The following is a 22,878-nucleotide window of genomic DNA, read 5'->3' on the forward strand; positions in this document are numbered from 1 at the left end:
CCTTTCACGCCGCTTCGCCGCCGCGGCCGCCTATGGGGCTGTCCCCGTCAATTTTAGAAACTGTCTCTCAACCACTGACTCATGCGATGCAGTTTTCCGCCCGTTCCGGTCATTTTGAGACCGGAAATTCCTTTCGCAGGATGGCTCTCGAAGCTCGCCATCTGCGGATAGATCAGAAGCCCCACCGCAGCCGAGAAGGCCGGCCCCTTCGCCGCTTCCGGCAGGCCGGCCACGCCGAGCGGGCGGCCGATGCGCACATTGCGTCCCAGGATGCGGCGCGCCGCTTCCGGCAGGCCGGCAAGCTGGCTGGCGCCGCCGGTGAGCACCACACGCTTGCCCACCGCATTGCCGTAGCCGGACCTGTTGAGCCGGTCGCGCAGCAGTTCGAGCGTCTCGTCGATACGGGCACGCACGATGCGCGTCATCACCGAGCGCGGGATCTGCAAGGGCACGTCGCCATCGTCGCCGATCGGCTGGATCGAGACCAGGTCGCGGTCGTCCGCGCTGCCCGGCAACGCCGAGCCATGCATCACCTTCAGCCGTTCGGCGGCATCGAGCGAGGTCGACAGCCCCTTGGCCATGTCCAGCGTGACATGGTTGCCGCCTATGGCGATGGCGTCGCCATGGACGAACTTGCCTTCCGAAAACACCGAAATCGTCGTCGTGCCGCCGCCCATGTCGATGCAGGCCGCACCCATTTCCAGCTCGTCGTCGACCAGGGCCGCCAAACCGCTGGCATAGGGCGTCGCCACCATGCGCTCGACCGACAGATGCGAGCGGTTGATGGAAAGCTCCAGATTGCGCATCGGCGCGGCGTCGCCGGTCAGCACATGCATGTCGACGCCGAGTGCGTCACCGACCATGCCGCGCGGATCGCGCACGCCGCGTTCGGCATCCAGCGAGAAGCCGACGGGAAGCGAATGGATCACCTCGCGCTCGGCCTTCAGCGCCTGCTTGGCGCCAGCACCGAGAACGCGCTTGATGTCGGCCTCGTCGGCCTCATGGCCGCCAAGATTGATGGTGGCGGAGAAGGCTTCGCTCTTGAGCCGGCCGGCCGTCATGTTGACGATCAGAGAATCGACCGTCAGCCCGGCCATGCGCTCGGCCGCGTCGACGGAAAGGCGGATGGCGTGCTCGGCGCGGTCGAGATCGACGATGACACCCGACTTCACGCCTTGCGACTTCTGGTGACCGATGCCGATCACCTGGATCCGGTGCGAGCGGCCGCGCAGCAGCTTGCCGTCATCGCACGGCTTCAGCTTGGCCACCATGCAGCAGACCTTGCTCGAACCGACATCCAGCACCGTCAGGGTGCCGGACCGGCGCGACGCGGCATCGCCAGGACCGCCAAGCCAGTTCATATCTTCGTCTCCGGCTTGCGCTTCAGGCTCTTGGGTTTCTCGTTGAGGGCGGCTTCGCGCTGCGTCGCCGCTTCCGCCGTCAACTGCACGACCAGCCGGTCCGTCAGGCGCATGTCGACGGCGGCGATGTCGCGCGACAGCAAGCCGCTGTCATGATCCATCTTCACGAGTTCGGCGAGCGCCTGTTCCTCGTCATCCTCGGGAAGCTTGATGGTGATGCCATTGTCCAGCTTCAGGTCCCAGCGCCGCTCGCCTACGCGGATATACCCTTTGATCCGGCTCGCGAGCTCGGGATATTTTTCGACCTTGGCCAGGAAATCGGGCGCGCTCGCCGGCGCGCCGGCGCCGATCAGCAGCGGCAGAAGCACCTGCTTGCCGCCCGAGAACGGCGCGATCATGGCACCATTCCTCTCGATGACCGAAAGCTCGTCGCCCTGCTGCCAGAGCGCGAAAGCCTCGCGCTCCTCGACACGTACTTCCAGCGTATGCGGGTAGACCTTGCGCACGGCCGCAACCTCGATCCACGGCAGGCCGGAGATCCGTTCGCGCGCTGCCTCGGCATTAAAGCCGATCAGCGACGTCCAGCCATCAAGTTCAAGCCTGTCGAGTATATCGATTTCCGAGGTCTGGCGATTGCCGACCACCTTGACCTGATCAACGGCAAAGCCGGTACGGGCGGTGATGCTCTGCACGATACCGTCGACGTGACCGCCAAGGTAGGCACCATAGGCACTGCTCGAGAAAATCAGCACGGCCGACATCATGGCCGCGGAAAAGCGCGGCGCCTGGAATTCCCCAACGCCCAGGCGCGCCAGAATGCGCACCGGGCGGCGAAGCATGCGCGGCAGTACGAAATGGTCCAACGACAATGACAGGCCGAACAGCGCCGGCCCGGCCGCGCCCCTCTCCCTACCTTGTCCCCATTTCAACGCAGACACGAAGCGTCCTCCACCATCCAACTCAACAAATCGCCAAACGAGTGCCCGGCATGGGCGGCGATTTCAGGCACCAAAGACGTCGGCGTCATACCCGGCTGGGTGTTGACCTCGAGCCAGACAATCTCGCCGTTTTCGGAATGACGATCGTCATAACGGAAGTCCGAACGGGAAACGCCTCGACAGCCGATCGCTTGGTGAGCCTTGAGCGCCAGTGTTTGTATTTTTTGGTAAATATTCGGTGAAACTTTTGCGGGGCATTCGTGCTTTGATCCCCCGGCGACATATTTTGAATCATAGTCGTAGAAGGAATGGCCGGTCGGGATGATCTCGCAGACCCCCAGCGCCACATCGCCCATCACCGCGCAGGTCAGCTCCCTGCCGTGGATGTAGCGCTCGACCATGACGGTATCGCCATATTTCCACTCCGACGAGCCAAGAACCTGCGGCGGATGCGACTGGCCCTCATGCACGATGACGACACCGAAGCTCGAACCCTCATTGACCGGCTTGACCACATAGGGCGGCTTCATCGGATGCTTGTTCTGGATGGCAAAGCGGCTGGCGACCTTCGATTCGGCGACCACGATGCCGACCGACTTGGCAACCCGCTTGGCCTGCTCCTTGTTCATGGCCAGAGCCGAGGCGAGCACGCCAGAATGGGTGTAGGGAATGCCGAGATATTCAAGGATGCCCTGAATGGTGCCGTCCTCGCCAAAAGGGCCGTGCAGCGCATTGAAGGCGACATCCGGCTTGAGCTCGGCAAGCACGGAGCCGACATCGCGCCCGACATCGACACGGGTGACCTGGTAGCCTTCCTTCTCGAGCTCATCGGCACAAGCCCTTCCCGACGAAAGAGACACGGGCCGCTCGGACGAAAAACCACCCAGCAGGACGGCCACATGCTTGTTTTTCATTCCCCGGCATCCCCTCTCTCACGGCGGACCAAAACCAGATTTTCCGCAACATTGAGTCAGAGTCTCCCGGCAGGTTGCCCCCCAGACGGAAAACGCTGAAAACGCGTCGAACGACTCAAATCAGGAAACGCTTTCGAGCAGAGAATCAGAGAGTTGATTCACTGGCAAGTGCTTACGATTCCGAGAGATTCACTTTCTGAGAAAATGGATGCGAAAAGCGTGTCGTTGAGTCTTTGCGGCAACGGTCGCGGACCGTTTCGGCCTCGTTGAAGTTCATGCATCACATGAACTTCAACGCGCGCCAAAGTGCACCTTAAAGGAGCTGCCCGAGAAACTCCTGCACGGCATGCCCCGGCCGGAAATTGCCGATTCGCTTGATTTCCCATTGCAACCGGATACCGGAATTCTCCAGCACCCGCGTGCGCACCGTCTCGCCGAGATATTCAAGGTCGTAGCCGGTCGCGGTTCCCGTGTTGATCATGAAGTTGCAATGCATCGGCGACATCTGGGCCCCGCCGATCATCAGGCCGCGGCAGCCCGCTCTGTCGATCTCCTTCCAGGCCGACGTGCCTTCCGGATTCTTGAAGGTCGAGCCACCGGTCTTCTCGCGGATCGGCTGCACGGTCTCGCGATGGTTCTGCACGGCCTCCATCGCCGCCTTGATCGCCGTTTTCTCCTCGGCAAAGCCTTCGAACACGGCCGAGGTGAAGATCAGCCCGGAGGGCGCCGCTGAATGGCGATAGGCGTATCCCATATCGGCATTGCTCAGCGTCTGCACATTGCCCTTGCGGTCGAGCGCCCGCACTTCGACGACGCGCTCGCGCGTCTCGACACCATTGGCGCCGGCATTCATCCGCAGCGCACCGCCGATTGCACCCGGAATGCCGTGGTAGAAATGAAAGCCGCCAATGCCGGCCTCGAGCGCCACCGCTGCGACACGCTTGTCGGGGGTCGCAGCTCCCGCCTTGATCCTGATCGGCGAAATCACCTCGGCCTCGCCGAAGCCCTTGGCCGAAAGGCGGATGACAAAGCCCTCGATGCCGCCGTCGCGGACCAAAAGGTTCGAGCCGACGCCAACGACGGTAAGAGGTATTTCTTCAGGAACGGCTTTGAGGAACACCGCAAGATCCTCCTCATCAGCCGGCTGGAACAACGCTTCAGCCAGGCCCCCGGCACGGAACCAGGTGATCTTGTCCATCTCGGCGTTCGGCGTGAGGCGGCCGCGCAGGCCGGCAAGCCGGTCGCCAAGTCTGTCGATCAGGGCCTGGCCGTGCATCATGAGACGGTCCCGCCAAGCTCCTTGGGCAACGCATAGGCCCATTGGGTGATGTTGCCGGCGCCCAGGAAGACGACGAAGTCACCCGGCTTGGCCAGATCACGGATGACGGGCGCGATCGCCGCCGGACCCTCGATGTAGCGCGCGTCGCGATGGCCGCCGGCGCGGATGCGCGACACCAGCGCGTCCGAGCTGACGCCGTCGATCGGCTCTTCGCCGGCCGCGTAGACCGGCGCCACCATCACTGTGTCGGCGTCGTTGAAGCAAGTGGAAAACTCGTTGAACAGATCATGCAGCCGGGTGAAGCGATGCGGCTGGGCAATGGCGATGACGCGACCCTGGGTGGCGCTGCGCGCCGCCTTCAGCACCGCCGAGATCTCGACCGGATGGTGGCCGTAATCGTCGAATATTTCGACGCCGTCCCACGAACCGGTATGGGTGAAGCGGCGCTTGACGCCGGCGAAGGACGACAGGCCCTTCTTGATCGCCTCGGCCGACAGGCCGAGCTCATGCGCGACCGCGATCGCTGCCGTCGCGTTGGAGACGTTGTGGCGGCCGGGCATCGGCAGGCGCAGGCCTGCTATGACAGTCTGGCCGCCTGTCTTGCGGTCGCGGATCACCACGTCGAATTCCGAAATGGCACCTGCCATGCGGTGATTGGTAAAGCGCACGTCGGCCTGCGCATTCTCGCCATAGGTGATGACCCGGCGGTCCTCGATGCGGCTGACCAGCGCCTGCACCTCGGGATGGTCGGTGCACATCACGCCAAAACCGTAGAACGGCACGTTCTCGACAAACTGGCGGAACGCCTCCCGCACCTTGTCGAAGCTGCCATAGTGATCGAGATGCTCGGGATCGATGTTGGTGACGACCGCGATCTCGGCCGGCAGTTTCAGGAAAGTGCCGTCGCTTTCGTCGGCCTCGACCACCATCCATTCGCCGTCGCCCATGCGCGCGTTGGTGCCGTAGGCATTGATGATGCCGCCATTGATGACGGTCGGATCGAGCCCACCGGCATCGAGCAAGGTCGCCACCATCGAGGTCGTGGTCGTCTTGCCATGCGTGCCGCCGATCGCCACCGCCTGGCGAAAGCGCATCAGCTCGGCCAGCATTTCGGCCCGGCGCACGATCGGCAGCAGCTTTTCGCGCGCGGCCTTGAGCTCAGGGTTGGATTTCTTGATCGCCGTCGAGACGACGACAACCTCGGCATCGCCGAGATTCTCGGCCCTATGGCCGACGAAGCATTCGATGCCCTTGTCGCGCAGCCGCTGCACATTGGCGCTTTCGGCCTGATCGGACCCTTGCACCTTGTAGCCGAGATTGTGCAGCACTTCGGCAATGCCGCTCATGCCGATGCCGCCAATGCCGATGAAATGCACAAGGCCGATGGTCTGCGGCATCTTCATGCTTGCGTCCCCTTCCTGAAATCCGAAATGGTTTTTTTGGACGCAATAGCCTCTGTAAGATCAGCGAGCAACCGTGCCGCGTTCGGCCGGCCGGCCGATTTCGCGCCCGCCGCCATCGCCACAAGCCGCTCAGGCTGGTCGATCAGCCCGCCGAGGAGCACTGCGATGCGTTCGGGCGAGAGCGAGGATTGCGGGTGCACTTCGCCGCCGCCGGCAGCGGCAAGGGCCGCCGCGTTCGCCGCCTGGTCGTGGTCGAGCGCGTAGGGGTAAGGCACCAGCAGCGCCGGCCGGCCGATGACGGCGATCTCCGAAACGGTCGAGGCGCCGGAGCGCGAGATCACCAGGTGCGCAGCCGCCATGCGCTGCGCCATGTCGGTGAAGAAGGGTGAGACCTCGGCAGCAACGCCCAGTGCCGCATAGGCCGCCTTGACCCGCGCCACATCATCGGCGCGAGCTTGTTGGGTAATGACCAGCCGCTTGCGCTGAGCATCGGAAAGCAGCGCGATCGCCCCCGGCACGGCATCGGAAAAGAACTGAGCGCCCTGGCTGCCGCCGAACACCAGCAGGCGGAACGGCTGTTCCCCGGTCGATGCCGCATAATTCGTCCTGGCAGCTTCCAGCACGGCCGGCCTGACCGGATTGCCTGTCGTCACCGTCTTGACCCCGGCAGCACTGGTGTCCTGCGGCAGGAAGCCGCCGGCGATGGCATCGACACGGCCGGCCAGCGCCCGGTTGGCGCGCCCCATCACCGCGTTCTGCTCATGGATCAGGGTCGGCACCTTGCGCCGTGTCGCCGCGTAGAGCGGCGGCAAGGTCGGATAGCCGCCAAAGCCGACGACCGCATCCGGCTTGATCCTGGCGATGACGGCGGAAGCCTGGCGCACGCCGCGCCAGATTTTCCAGAAGGCACCAAGCAGGGCAAAGGGGTTTTTCGAGCCCATCGTCGCCGACTGGATCGGATGGACGGCTGCGGCCGGGAAATGGCCGGCGAAACGCTCTGCACGGTCGTCGGTCGCCAGATGCACTGACCAGCCGCGCTCGTTCAGCTCATGCGCCAGCGCTTCGGCCGGGAAAAGATGCCCACCGGTGCCGCCTGCCGCGAGAAGGATGACGCCTCTGGCCATATCACTCCGCCGGCAGGGCGCGTTGCGACAGGCCAAAGCCCATCTGCTTGCGCTTTTCCGGCCGCTTGCGTGTCAGCGCCAGCACCATGCCCATCGAGATGGCGATGGCGATCTGCGAGGAGCCGCCATAGGAGATGAACGGCAGCGTCATACCTTTGGCCGGCACAAGCTGGAGATTGACGCACATGTTGATGACCGCTTGCAGGCCAAACACGGTGACGAGGCCGCCGACCGCATAGCGGGTGAAATCGTCATGCTCCTTCAGCGCCGTGTTGAGGCCGCGCAGCACGATGAAGGCGAAGATCGACATGATGAAGAAGCACATGATCAGCCCGAACTCTTCGCCCGCGACCGAGAAGACGAAGTCGGCATGGCTATCGGGAATGACGCGCTTGACTGTGCCCTCGCCCGGCCCGACACCGAACCAGCCGCCATTGATCAGCGCTTCGCGCCCCATGTCGACCTGGAACGTGTCGCCCTCGCCGGTGAGGAACTTGTCGATGCGCAAGGCAACGTGCGGGAACACCGTATAGGCGGCAAAGACGCCACCGACGCCGGCCGCGCCGAGCGCGACGATCCACAGCCAGGGCAGCCCGGCCATGAAGAACATGATGCCCCAGGTGCCGGTCGTCAGCATGGTCTGGCCGAGGTCCGGTTGCGCCACCAGCAGCGATACGACCAGCACCAGCAGCAGCATGGCAAACAGATTGCCCGGAATGTCAGGCTGGCGCTTGTGCTCGGCGAACAGCCAGGCGCACATGATGACGAAGGCCGGCTTCAGGAATTCCGACGGCTGGATCGACAGGCCTGCAAGCGACACCCAGCGGCGCGCACCCTTCACCTCGACGCCGATGTAGAGCACCGCCACCATCAGCACCAGCATCAGGCACAGGATGACCAGCGCCATGCGCCGGATCTGCCTGGAATCGAGGAAGGAAACGGCCAGCATCACGCCGAGCGCCGGCACGGTGAAGATGATCTGCCTGGTGGCAAAGTGGAAACTGTCGAGGCCGATGCGTTCGGCCACCGCCGGGCTGGCAGCGAAGGACAAGACGATGCCAAGCCCCATCAGCGACAGGAACGCCGCCAGGAACCAGCGATCGATCGTCCACCACCAGGTCGCAACCGGACTTTTGTCGAGACGGCTCTGCATTATCGTGCCCCTCCGATGGGTTTCACACCCTCGATAGCATTCGCAGCTTGCCTGAAGGCTTCGCCGCGGACTTCGAAATTCTTGAACTGGTCGAAGCTGGCGCAGGCCGGCGACAGCAGCACCACCGCCTCACCGCTGTCGTCCTTGGCCGCATCATGCGCGGCGTGCTCGACCGCCGCGGCCAGCGTGCCTGAAATCTCGTAGGGAACTGCCTCGCCCAGCGTCGCCGAAAAAGCCGGCGCCGCCTCGCCGATAAGATAGGCCTTGGCGATGCGCGGGAAGAAGCCGCGCAAGGGTTCGATGCCGCCTTCCTTGGGCAGGCCGCCGGCGATCCAGTAGATGCGCGCGAAGCTGGACAGCGCCGGCGCCGCCGCATCGGCATTGGTCGCCTTGGAATCGTTGATGAACAGCACATGGTCCTTGCGGCCGACCTGCTCCATGCGGTGCGCGAGGCCGGGAAAGCTTTCCAGCCCCGACTGGATCTCGCCAAGCTCCAGCCCGACCTTGAGGCAAGCGGCGACCGCCGCCAGAGCGTTCTGGGCATTGTGCTGGCCACGCAGCGAGCCGATGCCTTCGAGGAAGGCGACACGGCTGTAACGGCCGTGCACGGCTTCCATCAGATTGCTGCCTTCGGCGAAATAGCCATCGGTCAGCGGCAGGCGCTTGGAAATGCGGATGACAGGCCGGCCCGCCCGCTCCAACCGCTCGGCGATCTGCGCGCACCAGGAATCGTCGATGCCGACGATCGCCGTCTCGCTGCCGGCCACCAGCCGCTCCTTGATCGCGGCGTAGTGCTGCATGGTGCCGTGGCGGTCGAGATGATCGGGCGTCAGGTTAAGCAGGATGCCTGCCGTCGGATTGATCGAGGGCGCGAGGTCGATCTGGTAGGACGAGCATTCGACCACATAGTGCCGATCGGGCTCGGGTGGATCGAGCGTCATTACCGCGCGGCCGATATTGCCGCCCATCTGGGTGTCGCGTCCCGCGGCTTTCAGGATATGCGCGGTCAGCGCGGTCGTCGTCGACTTGCCGTTGGTGCCGGTGATGGCGATGAAAGGCGAATTTGGCGCGCTCAGCATCCGCTCGCGGCAGAAAAGCTCGATGTCGCCGATGATCTCGACGCCCGAACCGCGCGCCAGCTCCACCGTCCAATGCGGCTTGGGATGCGTCAGCGGCACACCTGGCGACAGCACGAAGGCCGAGAATTTCGCCCAGTCGGCGCCGCGGAGATCGGCGGTTGCGATGCCGGCAGCCGTTGCCTTGGCCACGCTTTCGGGATTGTCGTCCCAAGCCAGCACGTCCGCGCCGCCCTCGATCAGTGCGCGCGCCGTCGCGATCCCCGAGCCACCGAGCCCGAAGAGCGAAACGCGCTTGCCTGAAAAGGATGCGGCGGGGATCAAGGGGCTTCCTATCTCAGCTTGAGGGTCGACAGGCCGACCAGCGCCAGGATGACGGCGATGATCCAGAAGCGGATCACCACCTGGCTTTCGGTCCAGCCGAGCTTTTCGAAATGATGGTGGATCGGCGCCATCAGGAACACCCGCTTGCCGGTCATCTTGAAGTAGCCGACCTGGATGATGACCGACAGGATTTCCACGACGAACAATCCGCCGACGATGACCAGAACGATCTCGTGCTTGGTGGCGACCGCAACGGTGCCGATCAGGCCGCCCATGGCCAGCGAGCCGGTGTCGCCCATGAAGATCGCCGCAGGCGGCGCATTGAACCAGAGGAAGCCCAGACCAGCGCCGATGACCGCGCCGAGCACGACCGCCAGTTCACCGGTGCCGGGCACGAAATGGATCTGCAGATATTCGGCGAACACGGCGTTGCCGGAGAGATAGGCGATGACACCGAAGGAAGCCGCCGCGATCATGATCGGCACGATCGCCAGTCCGTCCAGACCGTCGGTGAGGTTCACAGCATTGCCGGCGCCGACGATGACGAAGCAGGAGAACGGAATGAAGAACCAGCCGAGATTGACGATGAATTCCTTGGCGAAGGGAAATGTCAGCGACGAAGAGAACGGCGCCTGGCCATTGTGCATGATCACCCAGGCGGCGATGCCGGCAATGACAAATTCAAGCGCAAGGCGTGCCTTGCCGGAAAAGCCGAGATGCGACTGCTTGGTTACCTTGAGATAGTCGTCGTAGAAGCCGATCGACCCGAAGCCCAGCGTCACCAGCAGCACCACCCAGACATAGATGCTCGACAGGTTCGCCCACAAAAGCGACGAGCCGATGATGCCCGACAGGATCATCAGGCCGCCCATGGTCGGCGTGCCGGCCTTCTTGAAATGTGTCTGCGGCCCATCGGCGCGGATCGGCTGACCCTTGCCTTGCCGCAGCCGCAGCGAATTGATGATGGTCGGTCCGAAGATGAAGACGATCAGCGCCGACGTGATCAGCGCCCCGCCGGTGCGGAAGGTGATGTAGCGGAAGACATTGAAGACCGAGACCTTGTCCGCAAAATCGACGAGCAGTGTAAACATGCGTTTTCGTCCCCCGACCTAGGTCTGTTTTCTAGCTGTCGATTCAGCCGGGAATTTGCCCAGCAGCGCATCGACCAGTTTTGCAAAACCGATGCCCTTCGACGATTTGATCATCACCACGTCACCCGGCTTAAGCGCGGCAAGCAGCACCGGCTTCAGCTCCTCGACACCAGCGCGGTATTCCGTCTTGATCTCAGCCGGCAGCGCTTCGGCCAGCGCCCGCATTTCCGGGCCGCCGAGGAAGACGGTCTGTGTCCCGGTGCCGACGATGAGTTCGGCAAGGGCTGCATGCAGCTTGGCCGAATGGTCGCCGAGTTCGAGCATGTCGCCGAGCACGGCGATGCGGCGGCCCTCGCCCGTCACAGGCGTCGCGTTGAGCAATGCCATGGCAGCAGCCATCGATGCCGGATTGGCGTTGTAGCTTTCGTCGATCAGCGTGATCGGTCCACCTGGGTGGCTCGAAGTCGAGCCACCGGGATGGCGCAGCACATGGCGCTTGCCGCGCCCGCGCTCGGCCGAAAGATCGGCCAGTGCGAGTGTCACCTTGTCGAGATCGGCCCCGACCAGATGTGCCGCCCCCAGCACCGCCAGCACGTTCTGCACCATATGGCGGCCGGGCGCGCCGATCCGCGCCGTCACTTCGTGGCCGCCGATCCTGGCGATGATATCGGAATGATCCGCATGCAGTTCGCATTTGGTGAGCTTGAAGGTAGAGCGCGCATTCTCGCCGAAGCCGTAGACGTGCTCGACACCGGCTGCATGGGCCATCTTGTCGAGCAGCTTGAAGCGCGTATCGTCGCGGTTGAGGACGGCGGCCCCCTCGGGCTCCAGCCCCTCGAAAATCTCGGCCTTGGCCTTGGCGATCTCGTCCAGATTGCGGAAGAAACCTAGGTGGGCGGCCGCGATCATGGTGACGATGGCGACATGCGGCCTCACCATCTTGACCAGCGGACGGATCTCGTCGGGATGGTTCATGCCGATCTCGAACACGGCATAGTCGCAATCATCGGGCATGCGTGCCAAAGTCAGCGGCACGCCCCAGTGATTGTTGAAGGACTGCGCCGAGGCATGCACCTTGCCGGCGGCTTGCAGCACATGGCGCAGCGCTTCCTTGGTGGTGGTCTTGCCGGCCGAACCGGTCACAGCGATGATTTTCGCGCTCGAGCGGGCGCGCGACGCAACTCCAAGCTTTTCCAGCGCGACCAGCACGTCCTCGACGACGATGATCGGCGCCGTCAGCCGGCCGAGCGACGGCAGCTTGCCTTCGGCCACCACCAGCACGCCGGCGCCAGCCTTGATGGCGGCGGTTGCGAAGTCATGGCCGTCCATCGCCTCGCCCTTGATAGCGAAGAAGGCGTCGCCCGGCTGCAGGCTGCGGCTGTCGATCGAAATGCCTGAAATGCCTTCCGGCATCGGCCCGAGCGGCCGCCCGTCCATGGCGGCAACCAGCGCCTCGGAGGTCCACAGCAAGCTCATGCGGCACGCTCCACGAGTGCCGCGCGAACCTCCTCGTGATCGGAAAAATGCAAGGTCTCGGAGCCGATCGTCTGGCCCTCCTCGTGCCCCTTGCCGGCCACGATCAGCGTGTCGCCGGCATGCAGCATGGCGACCGCCTCATGAATCGCCTGGCGCCGGTCGCCGATCTCGATGGCACCGGGAGCGGCGGCCAAAATAGCGGCGCGGATCGTTTCCGGCACTTCGGAGCGCGGATTGTCGTCGGTGACGATGACGACATCTGCAAGTCGCGTCGCAATCTCGCCCATGATCGGTCGCTTGCCGCGGTCGCGGTCGCCGCCGCAGCCGAACACGACGATGACGCGGCCGGTGGTGAACGGCCGGACCGAGGCCAGAACGTTTTCCAGCGCGTCCGGCTTGTGGGCATAATCGACATAGACCGGCGCGCCGCTGGCGGTGGTGCCGACGAGGTCGAGCCGGCCCGGCGCGCCCTTCAGTTTCTCCAACGCCATCAAGGCCTTGGCGACAGGTGTTCCCGTGGAGATGGCAAGACCCGCCGAAACCAGCGCGTTCGAAATCTGGAAATCACCGGCCAACGGCAGGTCGATCTCGTAGAGCACGCCATCGGCCTCGACTTCGGCGCGTTGGCGGTGGCGCTCGTGCTCGACCCGCTTCAGCCTGAGGAAATCGCCATGGCGGCCGACCGTCAGCACATTGAGCCCGGCAGCCTGTGCGGCCTCGATCGTCGGCGCCGACCATGGATCGTCGGCGAAGATCACGGCCGGTGCGCCCTTCGGCAGCAGCGTGTCGAACAGACGCAGTTTGGCGCGGTGATAGTCCTCGATGGTCGGATGATAGTCCATATGGTCGCGGCCGAGATTGGTGAAGCCGCCGGCGGCCAGCTTCACGCCGTCGAGGCGGCGCTGGTCGAGCCCATGGCTGGAGGCTTCCATCGAAGCGTGGGTGACGCCGGCATCCGCCAATTCCCGCAGCAATTGGTGCAGGGCGACCGGATCGGGTGTCGTCAGCGAGCCATAGTCGTTGCGTCCAGGCGCCACCACGCCGGTGGTGCCGATCGAAGCGGCGGCATAACCGGCCTGCTCCCAGATCTGCCTGGTGAAGGCGGCGACCGACGTTTTGCCGCTGGTGCCGGTCACCGCGACCATGATCTCAGGCTGCTTGCCGGAATAACGGGCGGCACTCAGCGCCAGCGCCAGGCGGGGATCGTCGACCGCCAATAACGGAACCGACAGCCCGGCAATGGTGCTGCCCTTGCCCGCCACGATCGCGGCCGCACCGCGCGCGGCGGCGTCGGCGGCATAAACGGCACCATCGGCCTTGGTTCCGGCGAGCGCAAAAAAGACAACGCCCGGTTTCACCTGGCGGGAATCCGAAGAAATCCCTGTAACCTCCAGATCGACGGAAGCTATTCCCTCGACGGGCAGGATACCGGCTAGATCTCTGAGCTTCATCGAGTCCCGTTCACCGCAACAAAATAGCGCGCTGTTGCCGGCGCGCCCTAAGAATCACTGATAGGAAACCAGCGTTGCACCATTTTCATGGCTGAAATCTGGCTTCACGCCAAGCATGGCAGCTGAACGCCTGATGATATTGCCGGCCATGACCCCCGCATTTGCGGCCGCGACATCCGTCATGCCAGGCTTTTCCGGGTGCGGGGCATCGGCAATGGTAAACACCAGATACTGTGGATCGTCCATCGGGAAGGCGGCGACGAAAGTGTTGAAATTCAAGTCCTTGGAGTAGCGGCCATTGACGACCTTCTCGGCCGTTCCGGTCTTGCCGCCAACGCGGTAGCCGGGGACCCTGGCATTTCTGGCCGAGCCCTTCTCCGCGTTGAGCGAATAGAGGTAGCGCATGCCTTCAACGGTCTTTTCGCTGACCACCTTCTTGGCCGTGGCCATCGCTTCCGCCTGCGTACGCACCAGAAAGGTAGGGTTCATCAGGAAGCCGCCATTCATCAACGCCGCGCAGCCCACAGCCGCTTGCAACGGCGTCGTCGACACGCCATGGCCGAAGGCGATGGTGAATGAATTGACCTGTTTCCAGACCTTCGGTTCAGTTGGACGGGCAGTCTCCGGCAATTCGGTCTGCATCCTGTCCAGAAGGCCAAGGCGATGCAGGAATTCGCGATGCCCCTCGATGCCGACCATCTCGGCTTCCCTGGCCGACCCGATGTTGGACGAGTAGAGGAACACCTCCGGCAACGACAGCACACGGTTCTTGCCGTGGAAATCGTGAATGGCCTGATGGCCGACCCGGATTGGATGCGAAGCATCGAAGCGGCTCGCCATCGTCGCCTTGCCGGAATCGAGCGCCATGGCTGAGGTGAAGCTCTTGAAGGTCGAGCCCATCTCGTAGAGGCCCGCCGACATGCGATTCAGCCGGTCCTTGTCCTGTGCATTGTAGGGATTGTTCGGATCGAAATCCGGCACCGAGGCCATGGCCACCACTTCGCCGGTCTTGACGTTGAGCACGACGGCGCCGGCCCCCATGGCACGATAGCGCTCCAGGCCGGCGGCGATCTCGTCGCGCACCACATGCTGCACGCGCAGATCGATCGAAAGCTTTACCGGCTTGAGATCCTTGGCAATGGCAAGGCCCGATGCCTGCAGATCGCTCAGCCCCTGCTCGTCGACATATTTCTCCATTCCGGAGATGCCCTGGTTGTCGATGTTGGTGAGGCCGACAATGTAGGACGAGGTCTCGCCGCTCGGATAGAAGCGGCGCTTTTCGGTGCGGAAGCCGAAACCGGGAATGCCGAGTTGCATGATGTCGGACTGTTGCTTGGGCGTCAGCTGCCGCTGCAGCCAGACGAAACCGGCGCCGCTCTTCAGCTTATGGTAGGTCTGCTCATAGTCGATGTCCGGAAGCACCGTCGACAGCTTCTCGATCGCCTCGTCGGCGTCGACAATGCGGCGCGGTTCTGCAAACAGCGACGCCGTCTTGATATCCGTGGCCAGCACTTCGCCGTTGCGGTCGACGATGTCGGGCCGCGATGCCGTCACCCGGCTCTGCGGACCGCCCGACATGTCGGGGGTCTGGAAGCCGAGATAGACCAGCCGCCCTGATATGGTCGAGAAGATACCGAAGAACACCGCCATGGTCATGACGATGCGCGTCCTGCCCTTGCCGCCGGTCGTCTTGCGGGCGCCCTCGACCACGATCGATCCATCTTCACTCGTCCTGGCGCGACGCTTCAGCAGTTTGCCGATCATTGGGCGATGCCTCCGGTCACCACGGGATCCCTGCCGTCCGGCGGCGCGTTGCCACCCGAATTGTCGGCCATGCCTCCCTGGCGTCCCGACAGGATGTCCTGGATGTCAAGGGATTTGGCCGGCAGGTCGCCGATGCCGCCGATCTGGCGAGCGCTGACCGGCTCGAGTTCGAGCTGCGATTTGTAGAGTTCGGCGAGCTTCTGCAGCCGCGACGGCTGGGTAAGCAGGCTCCAGTCGGCCTTGAGCAGGTCGATCGTATCCTCCTCATAGCGTATCTGCGCATGGATCTTCTGCACCGCGGCCAATTGTTCCTCGGCCTCGCGCTTGGCCTTGTAGGTAAGGGCCGCGACCGCAACCATGACGGCGATCAGGACAATGTCGCTGGTACGAAACACTTAGCTACCTCTCCCCCGGTCGGCCTGTGCCGGGAAGTGTTGGGCCGGGAAGCTTTGGAAGGCCGAAAATCGAAAAGTCGCTGCTGCGCGCCGGCGCCTCGGTGCGGATCGCCGCGCGCAGCCTGGCCGAACGGGCGCGCGGATTGGCCGCCACCTCGGCGTCGCCGGCAGTCACGCCGCCGCCCGCCTTGCGGAACGTCGCGGTGCGCGCATGAGCCTCGGGCAGGTGACGTGAGCCGGTCGCAACATCGGCCCGGTCGGCGATGAAGCGCTTGACGATGCGGTCTTCCAGCGAATGGAACGTCACCACGGCGAGCCGACCGCCCGGCTTCAGCGCGCGTTCGGCCGCGAACAGCGCCTTGGCCAGTTCGCCAAGCTCGTCATTGACGAAGATGCGCAGCGCCTGGAAGACGCGCGTCGCCGGATGGATCTTGTCCTTCGGCGCCCGGCCGATATGCGTCTCGATGGCGTCGGCCAGTTCCAGCGTGCGTTCGAACGGGCGCTTTTCGCGGCGCGCCTCGATCATGCGGGCGATGCGTCCGGCATGGCGCTCCTCGCCGAGAAAGCCGAAGATACGGGCAAGGTCGCCCGGCTTGAAGGAATTGACGACATCGGCGGCGCTGAGGCCCGATTGCGCCATGCGCATGTCGAGTGGCCCGTCGGCGCGGAACGAAAACCCGCGCTCGGCCTGGTCGAGCTGCATCGAGGACACGCCGATGTCGAGCACGACGCCCTCGGCGCTCTCGACATGTTCGTCCAGCGTCGAGAACGGCGCCTGCACCAGCCGCAGCAGGCCGCCGGACTGCGCTTCCAGATCGCGCCCGGCATCGATTGCATCCGGATCGCGATCGATCGCCACAACCGAGGCGCCCGTCGCCAGAATGGCCCTGGTGTAGCCGCCGGCACCGAATGTGCCATCGATGATGACGTCGCCCTGCGCCGGCGCCAGCGCTTCGAGCACTTCGCCAAGGAGGACCGGAATGTGGCGGGCCGATCCGCCAACGGCGTGAGGAAGGTCATCGCCGTGGCTCGCCGTCATTCCGGTCGCTCCCCAGGCTTCGTCCCCTGCCGAAGCTGCAAAAGCCGGGCTCGCGCCTGCGCCCCATAGGCGGCAAGCCGTCCCGGCTCCCAGATCTGAAAGAAATTGCCGCGTCCGACAAAGGCCACTTCCGCCGAAATGCCGGTGTGTTCGCGAATGAAATCGCTCATCGTGATGCGGCCGTCCTGGTCGAGTTTCAAGAAGGTGCCATCGCCATGGCAGAAGAACGACATGTCGTCCGCCGTCTGCAGGAAGGGATCCTCGAGCGCAATGCGCTGCTCGTAGCGGTCGAGCAGGTCGAGCCCGCCGACATCCATCGCCGGCAGGTCGAGGCAGCGCAGCGCGTAGAGTTCCGAATAGCCGCGCTTCTGCACGACGGCACGGAAATGCGCGGGAACGGACACCCGTCCCTTCGCATCGATCCTGCTCACCGTGTTTGACAGAAACCGGTCCATTAAACGCTACAGCCGCTTTCGCCGCCGCACCCCTCTCCATCTTGTCGCCCGCGCCGCCGCGGCGCGTTCCCTGCCCCGTATCAGCCTCGTCCACACGGGCAAAGACCGGCAAACGCGCAGCCGCCGCGGCTGCCCGATTGGCGTACGCTTTACCCTGACACGGAACGAAGGCTTTGATGTCTGGATGGGATATCATGGGGCACTATGGGCGTCAACGGGATTAGGCTTCACAAACACGCGCGCCGCGACCAATGAGAACAGCCTCGACGACACGTCTCGTCTTTATCGTCTATTAAGCCTAACGAAGCGTTTAGAGCCGCTTGGCCCAACCGGACGCGCCTTGCCGCGCGCCGCTGCAGGGCATAGCGTCTCGCCACATCTCGTCGGTCGCAAACAGGGTTGGAAATTCGATGTCTGAAACAGCAAAGTCACGCGCTGCAGCACTTCCTCATCTGCGTCGCAGCGGGCTTGCCATGGGCGATTCCATTCCCCTGCCCCTGACCATGGCCGCCATTTTTCATGCGCCCGGCGACGCCACCGGCTTCAACCAGTATGGCCGCTTCAGCAACCCGACCTGGGACGCGGTCGAACATATGCTGGCTCATCTGGAGAGTGCGCCGTGCGTTGCCTTCCCTTCAGGAATGGCGGCAATCTCGGCGGGGTTTTTTGCCATGCTCAAGGGCGGCGACCGTATCCTGCTGCCTTCAGACGGCTATCACACGACACGGGCTTTGGCCGATCGCTTCCTCAAGCCGCTCGGCATCACCTACGACGTCAGGCCGACCTCGACCTTCCTCGATGGCGGCTTCGATGGCTATCGGCTGGCGTTTGTCGAAACCCCTGCCAATCCGGGGCTGGATATCTGCGATATCGCCGCCGTTGCCGATGCTGTTCACAAAGCCGGCGCGATCCTTGTCGTCGACAACACGACCATGACACCGTTCGGCCAACGGCCGCTCGACCATGGCGCCGATATCGTCGTTGCCGCCGACACCAAGGCACCCAATGGCCACTCCGACGTGCTGTTCGGCCATGTGGCCAGCCGCAATGCCGATATCATCGCCGCCGTGACCGGCTGGCGCGAAGTTTCCGGCAGCATTCCCGGACCATTCGAAGCCTGGCTGGTGCATCGCGGCCTGGAGACACTGGATGTGCGCTTCGATCGCATGTGTTCCTCGGCGGAAGTCATCGCGCGGCGGCTGCAGGGCCATCGGGCAATCAGCGGTCTGCGTTATCCCGGACTGGAAGGCGATCCGTCGCACAACCTTGCCCGCGCCCAGATGGAGCGCTTTGGCTTTCTCATTTCTTTCGAGCTCGCCTCGGAGGACAAGGCCGAGGATTTCATCAACAATTGCGCCTTGATGCAGGCCGCGACATCCTTCGGCGGCGTCCACACCTCCGCCGAGCGGCGCTTGAAGCGAGGCGATGCCGTTGCCGCCGGCTTCGTTCGCCTCTCGGTCGGCTGCGAGCCGGTGGACGAGCTCTGGAAGGCGATCGAGGCGTCACTGGACAAGATCGGCGGCTGACGAAACGGCTACGCGCCGACGTCATCGGCCTCGATGTTGCGCTTGCCATGCAGCACGCGGATTATTTCGATCGCATCGTCATCGACCCGGTACAAGGTGAGATAGTCGCCAACGACCAGATGACGGATGCCTGGCGCGATGTCGTCGCGCGGTGCGCCTAAGAAGGGATAAGTGGCAGTTGCCGCCACCGCGCCTCGATGCGATCGAGCAACCGATCGGCCGCAGCCTCGCTGTCGCGTGCAACATGAAGCCAGATCGCGATCAAATCGTCTTCTGCGCGCGCATTCCGGACGATGGGCAGCAGATTCATGCCGCGTCGTCAGATCGCAGGCGTCTCCTCGCTTCAGCCTTGATGTCATCCATTGACGCAAATCGACCAGGCCCGCTGTCGATCCCTTCCTGCACCAGCTTGCGCAATTCCTCGACCGTGTAGCCATGCAGGTCGCGCCGGTCTTTCCACTGTCTGAGCGCGTCGCGGATCACTTCGCTGGCCGATGCATATTCGCCGGCGGCGACTACACCGTCCACCGCCGCCGCCAGTTCCGGCGACAGCGTGATGCTGCGTTTGTCGACCTGTCCCATGAGAGGCTCCCGATGCTATCAGCTGATCCATGGTACGATTTAATCGCACCAGTTTCAAGCAATAGCCGGCCCTCGCTCGCATGGATGGATCGGTGAACAAACTTGAATCAGCAGGCGCGCCCGAGGGCGCAACCTGTTGATATCAAGAGACTTCTCTTCGATATCGCGGGAGAAAAAATTGCCAGCTGGCCTGTAAGCCGGGTTCTGTATGGCCCTCGCCCCTTGCGAGGCGAGAACGTGGCGGCCATTCATCTTGGGCGCATGTTGCCATGCGCCTCACGCAACCTACCCGGACGGTGAGCCGGAAACAGCCCTCGAGAGTTTCCCCTCGCACCGTCCCTATTCGGTCTTGCTCCCGGTGGGGTTTACCGTGCCGCTCCTGTTGCCAGTCGCGCGGTGGGCTCTTACCCCACCCTTTCACCCTTACCCCGAATCCGGCAAGCCGGATCGTGGCGGTTTGCTTTCTGTGGCACTTTCCCTGGGGTCGCCCCCGCCGGCCATTAACCGGCACCGTGTTTCCATGGAGCCCGGACTTTCCTCACCCACGACCTTTCGGCGTTTGCGGGTGCGGCCGCCCAGCCAGCTGGCAGAGCGTATAAAGGGGTTCACGCCCGAAAACGCAAACGAAAAAGCAGACTTATGCGGGCGATCCCAGCGCAGCCATCTGCACCTTCACCTTGCCGCAATAGGCTGCCGACACCGGGTTCATCCGCGTTGCGGCGTGGCCGGCATTGTATTTCAGAATTGTGCCGCAGGTCGTGCCGCCGCCGAGGCTCCGCGCCATGGCAAGGTATTTCATCCCGTATTTGATGTTGGTGTCGGGATCGAACAGACCCTTGGCGGAGCCGCTATAGCCCATCATCCGAGCCGTGGCCGGCTTGATCTGCATCAGGCCGATCTCGCCGGCGCCGCCGACGATGTTGGGCCGATAGTTGCTTTCGATCTGGATAACCGCCGAGGCGAGCGATACCGGAACGCCTTCGATCGCCGCATAGCGGGCAACGATTGCGGAATACTGCCCGCTGCTGGCCACCGTGGCCGCCGAGGCTGCCGCGTTCCGGACACCGATCGACGCCGTTGCCGTCATGTCGACGGTTTTTCGGCCACGCTTCGTCTGCTTTCTGGCGGACTTCTTCGGCTTGGACCAGCTTGCTTTTTCCATTTTCGCGGAAGCCCGCTTCGTCGCCTTGGCGTCCTGGCCTGCCTTGCCGCTTCTGGCCTGTGGGGCCTTGCCGCTTTTCGCGGATGCCACGACAGGCCCTTGATCGGCTCGCGGGCTGAGGGGCGCGGCATCTGCGGCACTGAAGGCAAAAGTCATTACGCCGGCAGCAAGAGCTGCCGTTAAAACGGTAAATTTCTGCATGTGATCCTGTTCTGTCTGAACCGCGCGAAGATGTTCGCGCAGCAACGCCTAACCAACGTCGGAACAACCCGGGGGCTTGGGGTCCGACATCTACACGTCAGCCGTTTGACGCCCGAATTGGTGTCAAACAAGGCCAGGCAAGTCACTTTGAGTGACAGCTTGTAACTTAAGGATTGGAAAGAATTGCTTGGAAGAGGCTTCCCGGGGGTCAGCGCCTCACGGAAGCAAGCAGCCTTTGCAGCGTCCGCAGCGTCGAGCCGTCGGCAACGCCGTCCACCTTGCGCGGCCGGAAATGACGCTGGAAGGCCTCGACCACCGCCTCGGTCTGCCGGTCGAAAACGCCGGATATTTCAACGCCATAACCGTAGAGCGCCAGCATCGACTGCAACGCTTCGACGTCGCCGCCGGTGTCGCCGGTTGTCAGAGTGGCGCCTCGCCTGACGGGTGCGGCCGCCACGAGATGACCGACACCGGCCTCGAACAGCGTCCGCCACGGAAACTTCTCGCCGGGATCGATCTTGCGCCCCGGCGCAATATCGGAATGCGCGAGTACCCGCTCGGCGGCGATCGAATGCCGACCGGCGATCCCACGGCACAGCCCGATCACCGCATCGATCTGCCGCCGGGGAAAACCGGGATAACCCAGCGAATGCCCCGGATTGACGATCTCGATGCCGACCGAACAGGAATTGATGTCGGCCCGTCCGAACCACGAACTCTTGCCGGCATGCCAGGCGCGGTCGCTTTCCCTGACCATCTGCAGGATATGGCCATTCTCGTGGACGAGATAATGCGACGAGACCTCGCTGGCCGGGTCGCAAAGCCAAGCCTCGGCCCCGGCGCCGGTCGCCATACCGGTGTAGTGCAGCACGATCATGTCAGGCCTGGGCGTCTCGCGCCGCGGGCCGAAATTCGGCGATACCCTGACTTCGGCACGTGGCTCGTCGGGCAGAAAGCCGCTCATGCGTGGCGCAGGCCCCGCTCGATCATCTCGTAGGCGGCGTTGATCGCCGCCACCCTGGTGGTCGCGATCTTGATGAATTCCTGAGGCAGGCCGCGCGCGATCAGCCGGTCCGGATGATTGTCGGAAACCAGCTTGCGATAGCGTTTCCTGACCTCTTCGAACGGCTTGCCGCGCTCGATGCCAAGCACGACATAGGGATCCCCGGCGCCGAGATTGACGTGCCGCGCCATGATGGCCTCGTAATGCGCTTCGTCGATGCGGAAAATCTCGGCGATGCGGTGCAGGAAGTGGCCTTCGCGCTCGTGCACCAGCCCGTCGGCCTTGGCGATGTGGAACAGACCGTCGAGTATGTCCTCCAGCATCACACAATTGGAATGCCCGGAACCGCACATCTGCGCCATCCGCTCGGCATAGGCCTCGAAACCGGCCACGTCGCGCTGGGCGAGATCGAACAGACGCGCCACATTGCGCGTCTCCTTCGGCGGCACTTCGAATATTTCCTGGAACGCGCGCACCTCGTCCTGGGTGACGATGCCATCGGCCTTGGCCATCTTGGCCGACAGCGCGATCATCGCCACCGAAAAGGCGACACGCCGGCGCAAATCCGCATCGCCGGCGAAAACCGTGCGCACGGCCTCGACCACGTCGGCGACACCCGACGAGGCTGAGGATGAAACGCGGGTGATGAATTCGCCGAGGCGATCCCAAATCGACATGGCCTGCTTCTTAGAGCCACCGCCCGCTCCTATCAAGCCGGGACAGTGCCGCAGGCTTTGCGCGACAAATCGATCGGACTCGAACGCCACGGCGCTCGGACAATATGAAAAAGGCCAGCGCGAGCCGGCCTTTCTCATTCATCACACGAAGTACTGCTTGCTCACTACTGCGCGGGCGCAGGAGCTGGTGTTGCCGGAGCCGGCTCGGCAGGCTTCTCGGGTGTGATGCTCTTCGTGGTCGAATTATCCGTTGCCGGAGGCGTCGCGGCCGGCGGCGTGGCTTCCGGGGTAGCCGGCTTCATCGGTTCCTCGGCGGCCGGCGGATTGGTGCTCTGGGTGGTCGTATTGTCCGTGCCGCTGTCACTGCAGGCGGCGACGCCAAGCAAGGCCAGAGCGGAAACGGACGCGAGAATGAGCTTTTTCATTTTGTCTCTCCTTCAACACACGCTCACGTTGCCGTGAGCGGTCGAAGGACAAATGCGTC

The 22,878-nt window shown here is 63.6% G+C and carries 23 protein-coding genes and 1 other RNA gene; 1 reads left to right on the forward strand and 23 read right to left on the reverse strand.

Annotated features, from left to right (window positions below):
* Positions 1 to 53 precede the first annotated feature (53 nt).
* The 15 genes from ftsA to mraZ form a co-directional block, all read right to left on the reverse strand.
* Complete coding sequence (gene ftsA / locus NKH06_RS22355; protein ID WP_023813136.1) at positions 54 to 1,361, reverse strand: cell division protein FtsA; 1,308 nt, start codon at positions 1,359 to 1,361, stop codon at positions 54 to 56.
* The gene (locus tag NKH06_RS22360) at positions 1,358 to 2,299 is read right to left on the reverse strand and encodes a cell division protein FtsQ/DivIB (RefSeq protein ID WP_352442239.1); all 942 of its coding nucleotides are present in this window, start codon (positions 2,297 to 2,299) and stop codon (positions 1,358 to 1,360) included. Before NKH06_RS22360 ends, ftsA begins: the two co-directional genes overlap by 4 nt.
* Positions 2,287 to 3,213 (reverse strand): D-alanine--D-alanine ligase, encoded by a 927-nt coding sequence (locus NKH06_RS22365; protein WP_023813138.1) that lies wholly within the window; start codon positions 3,211 to 3,213, stop codon positions 2,287 to 2,289. Before NKH06_RS22365 ends, NKH06_RS22360 begins: the two co-directional genes overlap by 13 nt.
* Before the next feature lie 313 nt (positions 3,214 to 3,526).
* Positions 3,527 to 4,492 carry a UDP-N-acetylmuramate dehydrogenase gene (gene murB, locus NKH06_RS22370; protein WP_031213597.1) on the reverse strand — a complete coding sequence of 322 codons (966 nt, stop codon included), beginning with the start codon at positions 4,490 to 4,492 and terminating at the stop codon, positions 3,527 to 3,529.
* The gene (murC, locus tag NKH06_RS22375; RefSeq protein WP_023813140.1) at positions 4,489 to 5,895 is read right to left on the reverse strand and encodes a UDP-N-acetylmuramate--L-alanine ligase; all 1,407 of its coding nucleotides are present in this window, start codon (positions 5,893 to 5,895) and stop codon (positions 4,489 to 4,491) included. The genes murB and murC overlap by 4 nt, the downstream gene beginning before the upstream one ends.
* Positions 5,892 to 7,019, reverse strand: a complete 1,128-nt coding sequence (murG, locus tag NKH06_RS22380; RefSeq protein WP_128303495.1) for an undecaprenyldiphospho-muramoylpentapeptide beta-N-acetylglucosaminyltransferase — start codon at positions 7,017 to 7,019, stop codon at positions 5,892 to 5,894. Before murG ends, murC begins: the two co-directional genes overlap by 4 nt.
* Position 7,020: 1 nt before the next feature.
* On the reverse strand, positions 7,021 to 8,172 hold the full coding sequence (gene ftsW / locus NKH06_RS22385) for a putative lipid II flippase FtsW (protein WP_128303494.1): 1,152 nt from the start codon (positions 8,170 to 8,172) through the stop codon (positions 7,021 to 7,023).
* Entirely contained in the window at positions 8,172 to 9,572 is a 1,401-nt protein-coding gene (murD, locus tag NKH06_RS22390; protein ID WP_352442237.1) for a UDP-N-acetylmuramoyl-L-alanine--D-glutamate ligase, read from the reverse strand. The genes ftsW and murD overlap by 1 nt, the downstream gene beginning before the upstream one ends.
* A gap of 8 nt (positions 9,573 to 9,580) precedes the next feature.
* Complete coding sequence (gene mraY, locus NKH06_RS22395; protein ID WP_013530954.1) at positions 9,581 to 10,663, reverse strand: phospho-N-acetylmuramoyl-pentapeptide-transferase; 1,083 nt, start codon at positions 10,661 to 10,663, stop codon at positions 9,581 to 9,583.
* 18 nt (positions 10,664 to 10,681) lie between these two features.
* Positions 10,682 to 12,139 (reverse strand): UDP-N-acetylmuramoylalanyl-D-glutamyl-2,6-diaminopimelate--D-alanyl-D-alanine ligase, encoded by a 1,458-nt coding sequence (locus NKH06_RS22400; protein WP_352442236.1) that lies wholly within the window; start codon positions 12,137 to 12,139, stop codon positions 10,682 to 10,684.
* On the reverse strand, positions 12,136 to 13,590 hold the full coding sequence (locus tag NKH06_RS22405; RefSeq protein ID WP_128303491.1) for a UDP-N-acetylmuramoyl-L-alanyl-D-glutamate--2,6-diaminopimelate ligase: 1,455 nt from the start codon (positions 13,588 to 13,590) through the stop codon (positions 12,136 to 12,138). The genes NKH06_RS22400 and NKH06_RS22405 overlap by 4 nt, the downstream gene beginning before the upstream one ends.
* 54 nt (positions 13,591 to 13,644) lie before the next feature.
* Positions 13,645 to 15,354, reverse strand: a complete 1,710-nt coding sequence (locus NKH06_RS22410) for a peptidoglycan D,D-transpeptidase FtsI family protein (RefSeq protein WP_128303490.1) — start codon at positions 15,352 to 15,354, stop codon at positions 13,645 to 13,647.
* Positions 15,351 to 15,749: a cell division protein FtsL gene (gene ftsL, locus NKH06_RS22415; protein ID WP_128303489.1), complete on the reverse strand. Its 399-nt coding sequence runs from the start codon at positions 15,747 to 15,749 to the stop codon at positions 15,351 to 15,353. Before ftsL ends, NKH06_RS22410 begins: the two co-directional genes overlap by 4 nt.
* Positions 15,750 to 15,753: 4 nt before the next feature.
* Positions 15,754 to 16,788: a 16S rRNA (cytosine(1402)-N(4))-methyltransferase RsmH gene (gene rsmH, locus NKH06_RS22420; RefSeq protein WP_352442235.1), complete on the reverse strand. Its 1,035-nt coding sequence runs from the start codon at positions 16,786 to 16,788 to the stop codon at positions 15,754 to 15,756.
* Positions 16,785 to 17,243 (reverse strand): division/cell wall cluster transcriptional repressor MraZ, encoded by a 459-nt coding sequence (gene mraZ / locus NKH06_RS22425; protein WP_056582893.1) that lies wholly within the window; start codon positions 17,241 to 17,243, stop codon positions 16,785 to 16,787. The genes rsmH and mraZ overlap by 4 nt, the downstream gene beginning before the upstream one ends.
* A 410-nt stretch (positions 17,244 to 17,653) precedes the next feature.
* On the opposite strand from mraZ, the gene NKH06_RS22430 reads away from it, so the two are divergent.
* Positions 17,654 to 18,769, forward strand: coding sequence for a cystathionine gamma-lyase (locus NKH06_RS22430; RefSeq protein WP_352442233.1), 1,116 nt, complete (start codon positions 17,654 to 17,656; stop codon positions 18,767 to 18,769).
* Between the two features lie 8 nt (positions 18,770 to 18,777).
* Here NKH06_RS22430 and NKH06_RS22435 read toward each other — a convergent pair whose 3' ends face one another.
* From NKH06_RS22435 to NKH06_RS22470, 8 genes are all read right to left on the reverse strand, one after another.
* Entirely contained in the window at positions 18,778 to 18,957 is a 180-nt protein-coding gene (locus tag NKH06_RS22435) for a type II toxin-antitoxin system RelE/ParE family toxin (RefSeq protein ID WP_352442232.1), read from the reverse strand.
* Positions 18,927 to 19,079, reverse strand: a complete 153-nt coding sequence (locus tag NKH06_RS22440; protein WP_352442231.1) for a hypothetical protein — start codon at positions 19,077 to 19,079, stop codon at positions 18,927 to 18,929. Before NKH06_RS22440 ends, NKH06_RS22435 begins: the two co-directional genes overlap by 31 nt.
* A complete protein-coding gene (locus NKH06_RS22445) occupies positions 19,076 to 19,351 on the reverse strand; it encodes a type II toxin-antitoxin system ParD family antitoxin (protein ID WP_352442230.1) in 276 nt (91 codons plus the stop codon). Before NKH06_RS22445 ends, NKH06_RS22440 begins: the two co-directional genes overlap by 4 nt.
* Positions 19,352 to 19,528: 177 nt before the next feature.
* Positions 19,529 to 19,938, reverse strand: an RNA gene (gene rnpB / locus NKH06_RS22450) — RNase P RNA component class A.
* A gap of 50 nt (positions 19,939 to 19,988) precedes the next feature.
* Positions 19,989 to 20,714 (reverse strand): lytic transglycosylase domain-containing protein, encoded by a 726-nt coding sequence (locus tag NKH06_RS22455; RefSeq protein ID WP_352442229.1) that lies wholly within the window; start codon positions 20,712 to 20,714, stop codon positions 19,989 to 19,991.
* 208 nt (positions 20,715 to 20,922) lie between these two features.
* On the reverse strand, positions 20,923 to 21,678 hold the full coding sequence (locus tag NKH06_RS22460; protein ID WP_352442228.1) for an N-acetylmuramoyl-L-alanine amidase: 756 nt from the start codon (positions 21,676 to 21,678) through the stop codon (positions 20,923 to 20,925).
* On the reverse strand, positions 21,675 to 22,394 hold the full coding sequence (locus NKH06_RS22465) for a J domain-containing protein (protein ID WP_128303483.1): 720 nt from the start codon (positions 22,392 to 22,394) through the stop codon (positions 21,675 to 21,677). Before NKH06_RS22465 ends, NKH06_RS22460 begins: the two co-directional genes overlap by 4 nt.
* 164 nt (positions 22,395 to 22,558) lie before the next feature.
* A complete protein-coding gene (locus NKH06_RS22470) occupies positions 22,559 to 22,819 on the reverse strand; it encodes a hypothetical protein (protein WP_081734943.1) in 261 nt (86 codons plus the stop codon).
* Positions 22,820 to 22,878 lie beyond the last annotated feature (59 nt).

The sequence above is a fragment of the Mesorhizobium sp. M1342 genome (assembly GCF_040317955.1).
In the GTDB taxonomy this organism is placed as follows: Bacteria; Pseudomonadota; Alphaproteobacteria; order Rhizobiales; family Rhizobiaceae; genus Mesorhizobium.